This is a genomic window from Pedobacter frigoris, assembly GCF_032678645.1.
Taxonomy (GTDB): domain Bacteria; phylum Bacteroidota; class Bacteroidia; order Sphingobacteriales; family Sphingobacteriaceae; genus Pedobacter; species Pedobacter frigoris_A.
This window is the reverse complement of record NZ_JAVTSP010000001.1, coordinates 1,453,136-1,460,047: the sequence shown is the minus strand read 5'-3', so window position 1 is coordinate 1,460,047 and position 6,912 is coordinate 1,453,136. Positions and strand designations below refer to the sequence as shown.

Below are 6,912 nucleotides of genomic sequence, written 5' to 3'. Positions count from 1 at the left end.
AAATGCTTTGACAGCAAACCAGTCAGCGATTGCATTGAAGGTTAACATTGCAGACACTGCCTCAATGCTGAGCCCATATGCTAAGCAGGCCGCTACGCAAAATGCTTTAACAGCAAACCAGTCAGCGATTGCTTTAAAAGTTAATATCGCAGATACTGCGGCAATGCTGAGTCCTTATGCTAAACAATCCTCTACTCAAGCAGCGTTATTGCTCAAAGAAAATACAGCCAACAAATCGACAACAACTACACTCGGTACAAGTGATGTTCTTTTCCCTACTCAAAATGCAGTTAAGACCTACGTGGACACTAAGGTGTCAGGCTCATTACCTGCATTAACCAGTGGCTCTTTACTATTCTCCAATGGAACAACAGTCGCAGAAAACAACAGCAACTTGTTTTGGGACAATACCAACAAACGCCTGGGAATTCTTGTCAATAGTCCCGATGCAACATTCCAGATCGGGCCCAAGGATAATATGGAAGCAGAAAGCTTAAGGTGGGGCAGAATGGCAGATGGTTTCAATACCCTCCAACTTGGATATCGACAAACAGGCTGGAAACTAAAGGCAGGCAATAATTCTGGAGTAATCACCGACCTGGCTTTTGCTAGAACTGACGGGTCTACAGAGACGCAGATCATGAGTTTAAGTACAGGCGCAGTTTCTATTTCAGGTAATCTGAATGTACAAAACACAATTACCGGCGCACAAGCCAATCTGACCGACCTGAATGTGAATAGTGGTGCAATATCGTACAACAGCACCAACAACAAAATCGGGCTGTTTAACGCAAATCCTACATCCAACTTTCAAATCGGAGCAAATGAAACCAGTCTGAAATACGACTACGACGGACAGGCAACGTCAGCTCTTTCCCTTGCATTCAGAAGCCAGGCGATGAGACTAAATCTGCTCACCAATAGTGGTGTTATATATGGATTGGCTTTTGAACACAATAATGGTTCTACAATTAATTCCTTATTAAACATCAGTACCACAGGAGAGATTACTGCCAGCAACAGAGTCAATGCCAGCGGATTCGTCAAGTCGGGAGGGACATCAGCTGAATACCTCATGGCAGATGGGAGCGTATCAACCGGAGGTGGTGTCGGCAGAGGAAATGGTACCGGCACTGGTAATATTGCGATCGGAACCACAGCTTTAAATAGCACGACTACAGGAAATAACAATATTGCTGTAGGTGATGGGGCGCTATATTACAATACCACCAATAGCAATACGACCGCAATCGGATGGCATGCCCTTCACGCTGAAGCAGGAAGTGGAAATATCGGGATAGGTTATGAAGCCGGGGCCAGAGGACCGATTTCCAGTTCATTAACAAACAGCACATTCCTGGGCAATAGTGCAAATGCAGGTGGTGGTACAATTGATAATGCTACAGCTATCGGATACGGAGCATATGTAACATCCAGCAACACTATTCAGTTAGGAAACACAGGCGTTACAGCTGTAAATACCAGCGGTGCTGTTAATGCAGGGGGTACAATAACCGGAAATGCCATTGTAAAAGCCGGAGGTACTGCTGCACAATACCTTATGGCTGATGGAAGCGTGTCGACTGGTGTTGTGGTCAGGGAAGTCGCCGATGAGTTTAGCGCCACTGCGGGGCAGATAAGTTTTACGTTGAGCCAGACCAAATCGGTAAATAGCAAAGTGAAAATGTATGTTAATGGTATCAGAATCAGCAATACTGCCTATAGTGTCAGTGGAACTACTTTGACGTATATACCGGGCTCCAATGGCGCTTATTCATTGTTGGTGGGAGACAGGATTCAGTTTGATTATTATTATTAAAGAAAATGATGAATCGACTTAAACGTTACCGGATGAATAAGAAAACACTTGCAAAAATATGTTTGTATTTGATCCTGGTATTAGGAGGCGAAAGTATGGTCTTTGCCCAAAATACTTTAGATAAAGTTGGGCTAGATGGTAGTTCCCTGGCACAAGTTGCGTATTCATTTCGTAAACTTTCCACTTCTTTTAGTGGATATGCAATCCAGGTTCGTCGGAGCAATGACAATGCAACACAGGACATAGGTTTTACTTCAGGGGGTGATTTTGACGCGGCAGCATTGATTGCTTTTGTCGGCGCAAATAGCGGCTATGTCACAATATGGTATGATCAAAGCGGAAATGGAAAGAACCTAAGTCAGCCGACTGGGGTAAACCAACCACGTATCGTAAATGCAGGGAGTATAGATACTGAAAATGGGAAGCCATTTATCCGTTTTTATGGACATGATGTAGGTACTGACGGCGTTGATTATTTGAGACTGGATGCCGATATGAATAATAATGGTCATGTATCACTAGTAAATAGATTTGCTGTTGGTGGTTATGGCTTTGTTTTGGGTCATACTGGATCTTATCAATGGCATTCGGATAATGGTGGTAACAGATTAATTTCCAGCTCACTGGCGGCAACACCAATTAGAAATAGTAAGGTATGGCAAAATAGAACGTCAATATCACCTTTGTCAGCCATATACAATACTAAACTGATGGTAAATACAATTGTTCCGCAGTCTACCGGGATAGAAACCCGCTGGAATAATATTGGGACGGACAGGTTACTTTATCATGATACGAATTTAGGGGCGGGGTATGCTGAACTGATAGTTTTCGGCGCTGAACTGCTTGATGCTGCACGAACAGCTTTAATTGAAAGCCAGGTCAGCTACTATAATACGGTCATCACTGATAGATTATTGAATAGAAATGGGCAGCTTACACCATCGTTGCCCGATCAAATCAATCAGAATGGAGCAAGAGGGCTATCTGGACTTTTACGTACTGGGGAAAAGATTGCATATTAGATAAATTTATAAGGCGGTGAAGTATGTTGTCTTTAATATTACTGTTTTTTTATATTTTTATCGCCTACATATTTAATTGATCAGGAAAGAGTAATTCGGAATGCATAAATAATGAAAAACTACAGAATTTACATCAATAATAATACGCTGTTTATTGCGGATGAGCTCCCTAAGCAGGTTAATAAGATTCAACAGTTAGATGTAAAGGATTTTGATTTTACAGCTTTTTATAAAAATGTTTCCAAAGTCTCTGAGCGGGAATATATCTTGGTACATCCCGATCCAAAAAAGATGTTTAAGAAACTGAAAAAGAGCTGTGAATTGATAAAAGCTGCAGGAGGCCTGGTAAAGAGTGATAAGGGGAATTACCTTTTTATTTTTAGGAATAAAAAGTGGGACTTACCAAAGGGCAAAGTAGAAAAAGGAGAGAAAATGAAAGAGGCAGGTCTTCGTGAGGTAGAAGAGGAGTGCGGCGTTAAAATACATACCAATGATGAAAAATTATGCAAAACTTACCATGTATATACCTTGGGTACTAAACTGGTGCTCAAAAAAACCAACTGGTATAGCATGACTGTCAAGGGAGAGCCTAAATTGATCCCGCAAAAAGAAGAAGGAATAACAAAGGCAAGCTGGTTAAATAAAACAGAATTAAAACCGGTGATAAAAAATACTTATCCTTCAATTATACAGGTATTGGAGGAAGGAAAGCTTCTTTAGGCTAACAGCTCTTAACAGTCTTAACCTTTTAAAAAAGGAATAGCTTCTTTTGGTAAGAATTGGCTTACATCTCCATTATTGCGCAGTATATCCCGGACAATTGTTGAACTGATTGCCGAATATTCAGGTTTACTCAGGATAATTATAGTCTCTGCTTCCGGCATCATGGTCTGATTGATCTGGGCAATTGCTTTTTCATATTCGAAATCAGCAACAGAGCGGACTCCGCGCACCATGTATTGAGCATTTATTTTTTTGCAGAAATCTACCGTCAGGCCTTCATATAACTGAACTTCTACGTTATCGTAACTTGAGAAGATGGTTTTTACAATTTCTTCACGTTTTTCTGCCGATAGGAAACTCTGTTTTGAGCTATTTAGTCCTATGCCTACTACAATTTTGTCGAATAGTGGCAGTGCGCGGGTTAATATGTCAACGTGAGCTATGGTAATTGGATCAAAAGAACCTGGAAATAATGCTATTTTCATACCTAAAGATTGCTGGGTTTTTCAAAAAAGCTAAAAGATGAATTTCCATATCTCCTGGTTTCTTTAAACCCGGGAAGGTTATTCATTTTTAATAATGAAGGATGCTCTACAATGAGTAAGCCATTGTCGGCCAGAAGGCTGTTTTTTATGACTAGTTCTGGTATTAAGGGGATAGTAGGCAAATTGTAAGGTGGATCAGCAAAAATAATCTGGTAGGTTTTATTGAGCTGATCTAAAAATTTGAACGCGTCGGCTTTTTGAACTTCAATTTCATTTAACTGATGCTTCTCAATAACAGATTTGACCCAATATATACAGCCTGAATGCTTATCAACAGCTGTTACTTTTTTTATTCCCCTGGATGCAAATTCAAAACTGATGTTACCGGTCCCGCAAAATAAATCCAGCACTTCGCATTCTTCAAAATCATAAGTATTATATAAAATATTAAAAAGTGCTTCCTTGGCCATATCGGTAGTAGGCCTTACAGGTAAACTTTCAGGAGCATTGAACCTGATGCCTTTTAGTCTTCCTCCAATTATTCGCATAGGTCGAGGGCTAATAAACTGCTATAATAGTGTGCGGGCATGTCTTCTAAAATTTTATGGTTTTGAGTGTCAGCATTGCCAAAATTTATGATTTTAAAGTATTTTGCCAGACAGGTATAATTGGCGTCCTCTTTATGGATAATGCCACTGAGGGATATTTCTGTTTCTGTAGTATTTATTTTTAATTGATTGATGATGAACAGCACGTAGTAGTTGAGTTCTTCACTGTTGTCAATCTGATAGTAGTTTTGAAATACCAGTTTCTCATCTTTAATATAAAGAACGTTAAAAGATGTGGCACTAAAATCCAGCAAAAGGGCAGTGTTTTTTTCCTTGGCCAGCGCGTGCAATGGAGCTGTGTGATCAAACAATTTTCCATGTGCTAAGGACGATGCCAATGTCTGGTCGACAAATTTACTAAGGGTAAAAATAGAAGTTAATCCAAAGTTGTTTGCCGGTTGCGTATAAAGATTCATTCCCTGATCATCACCAAAATAATTGGCATATTGGTTTAAGTTATCCGCGTCAAAAAGCTCATTAGGTACAGCAATAGAATTTTCTGTGTATACTGAAATCTTGATTTCCTTAAAAGAAAGCATCAAATAGCTATCGGTTTTGGTTTTATTTGCAAGTGTCTGTATTGTATTTATACATTCTTGCTGATCATATACTGCTTTAATTTCGTTCGATCCTTTGTCAATTATTGCATAAGAAAGGCTGTCGGCGGTAATTTTAATTAAAAGGTTACAGTTCTCTGCAGTATTTGGGTCAAAGTCAGGATCAACCAATAATATGCTATTTTTGCTGTTCATGCTAACAAAATTAATCCTTTTTTCTATAACATCACCATTGCATATTTGTTAAATGGATAAAGCTTCAATAATAGCTGGATGCTACCAGTTTACTCCAACTGCAGAACAGCTTGATTTTTGCCGGGAGATGGCTTCTTTTTTATCGAAGGAGCTGGATGGACAGTGCTTTATTTTAAAGGGATATGCCGGTACGGGTAAAACTACTTCAGTCGGGGCTCTTGTAAAGGCATTGCCAAAATTTGCTTTACGCGCTGTTCTATTGGCTCCAACGGGTCGGGCTGCGAAGGTGATGAGTAACTATACAGGCAGGAAGGCCCTGACCATACATAAAAAGATTTACAGAAAAAGGTCAGCAGTAGGTACTGACATGTCTTTTCAGCTTGCACCAAATCTTGCCGAGCATACTTTGTTTATTGTGGATGAGGCGTCAATGATTGCAGACGAATGGAATACGCAAAGTGGATCGTCACTTTTGAGAGATCTGATGGAGTTTGTTTATAATAGAAAGAATTGTGCTGTGGTTTTTGTAGGAGATACTGCTCAACTTCCTCCTGTAGGCAGCATTGATAGTCCGGCATTGAACAAAGACTACATGGCACAACACTTTTCAAATACGGTGCGTACTGTAGAGTTAAAGGAAGTTGTACGTCAGGAAAAAAAATCAGGTGTATTAGCGAACGCGACCATGTTGAGGAAATTGATTAATGAAGGGGAGGGAAATGATGGAGGAGAGCAGATTGCACTTCCAAAATTTATAACCAAAAATTTTAAAGATACATTCAGGATGACAGGCCTTAAGCTGGTCGAGGGTTTGGAATACGCCTATAATAAGTTTGGTATTGAAAATTCACTTGTGGTATGCCGGTCTAATAAATCTGCAAATGTATATAATCAGCAAATCAGGGCCAGGTTGCTGTACCGGGAAGAGGAGTTGACTGGCGGTGATCAGATCATGGTGGTCAGGAATAATTATTTTTGGCTTCCTGATAATGAGTCGGCAGCATTCATTGCAAATGGAGATATGGCCCGGGTGGTAAGGGTAAGGAGGACGGAGGAACGATACGGATTTCGTTTTTGCGAGGTAAATCTCGAATTTCTTGACTTTCCTGAAGCTGGTGTAATTACCTGTAAAGTCATGCTGGATACGCTAACGGCAGAAACTCCGAATCTTTCATTTGAACAAAGCAATAAGCTTTTTGAAAGCCTAAATGAGGATTATTCACATATATCCAATAAAAAAGAGAGGTTTAACGCGATTAAAGAAGATCCGTATTATAATGCACTTCAAATCAAATTTGCCTATGCCGTAACCTGTCACAAGGCACAGGGTGGTCAGTGGGATGCAGTTTTTGTTGATCAGGGATATTTAACAGACGAAATGATTGACCTTGATTTTCTCCGTTGGTTGTATACCGGTGTAACAAGGGCAAAAAGAGAATTATTTTTAGTAAATTTTGCCGCCAACTTATTTTCTTCTCCCGCTGAAGAGCAATTTTAGGA

At 40.0% G+C, this 6,912-nt stretch carries 7 protein-coding genes; 4 read left to right on the top strand and 3 right to left on the bottom strand.

Going from position 1 to position 6,912, the window contains the following annotated elements:
- The 3 genes from R2Q78_RS06395 to R2Q78_RS06385 form a co-directional block, all read left to right on the top strand.
- Positions 1-1,819 (top strand): hypothetical protein (locus R2Q78_RS06395; protein ID WP_316789979.1); only part of this gene is annotated, 1,819 nt, incomplete at its 5' end.
- A gap of 32 nt (positions 1,820-1,851) precedes the next feature.
- Complete coding sequence (locus tag R2Q78_RS06390; protein ID WP_316789978.1) at positions 1,852-2,844, top strand: arabinofuranosidase catalytic domain-containing protein; 993 nt, start codon at positions 1,852-1,854, stop codon at positions 2,842-2,844.
- Positions 2,845-2,955: 111 nt separating this feature from the next.
- Positions 2,956-3,564 carry an NUDIX hydrolase gene (locus R2Q78_RS06385; protein ID WP_316789977.1) on the top strand — a complete coding sequence of 203 codons (609 nt, stop codon included), beginning with the start codon at positions 2,956-2,958 and terminating at the stop codon, positions 3,562-3,564.
- Positions 3,565-3,584: 20 nt separating this feature from the next.
- On the opposite strand, the gene coaD is transcribed toward R2Q78_RS06385, so the two are convergent.
- From coaD to R2Q78_RS06370, 3 genes are read right to left on the bottom strand one after another with little or no spacing between them, the layout of a single operon-like run.
- Positions 3,585-4,052, bottom strand: coding sequence for a pantetheine-phosphate adenylyltransferase (gene coaD / locus R2Q78_RS06380; RefSeq protein ID WP_316789976.1), 468 nt, complete (start codon positions 4,050-4,052; stop codon positions 3,585-3,587).
- 2 nt (positions 4,053-4,054) lie between these two features.
- Positions 4,055-4,600, bottom strand: coding sequence for an RsmD family RNA methyltransferase (locus tag R2Q78_RS06375; protein WP_316789973.1), 546 nt, complete (start codon positions 4,598-4,600; stop codon positions 4,055-4,057).
- A complete protein-coding gene (locus tag R2Q78_RS06370; protein ID WP_316789972.1) occupies positions 4,591-5,412 on the bottom strand; it encodes a DUF3822 family protein in 822 nt (273 codons plus the stop codon). Before R2Q78_RS06370 ends, R2Q78_RS06375 begins: the two co-directional genes overlap by 10 nt.
- Before the next feature lie 52 nt (positions 5,413-5,464).
- Between R2Q78_RS06370 and R2Q78_RS06365 the strand changes: the two genes are divergently transcribed.
- Positions 5,465-6,910, top strand: coding sequence for an ATP-dependent RecD-like DNA helicase (locus R2Q78_RS06365; RefSeq protein WP_316789970.1), 1,446 nt, complete (start codon positions 5,465-5,467; stop codon positions 6,908-6,910).
- Positions 6,911-6,912: the final 2 nt, after the last annotated feature.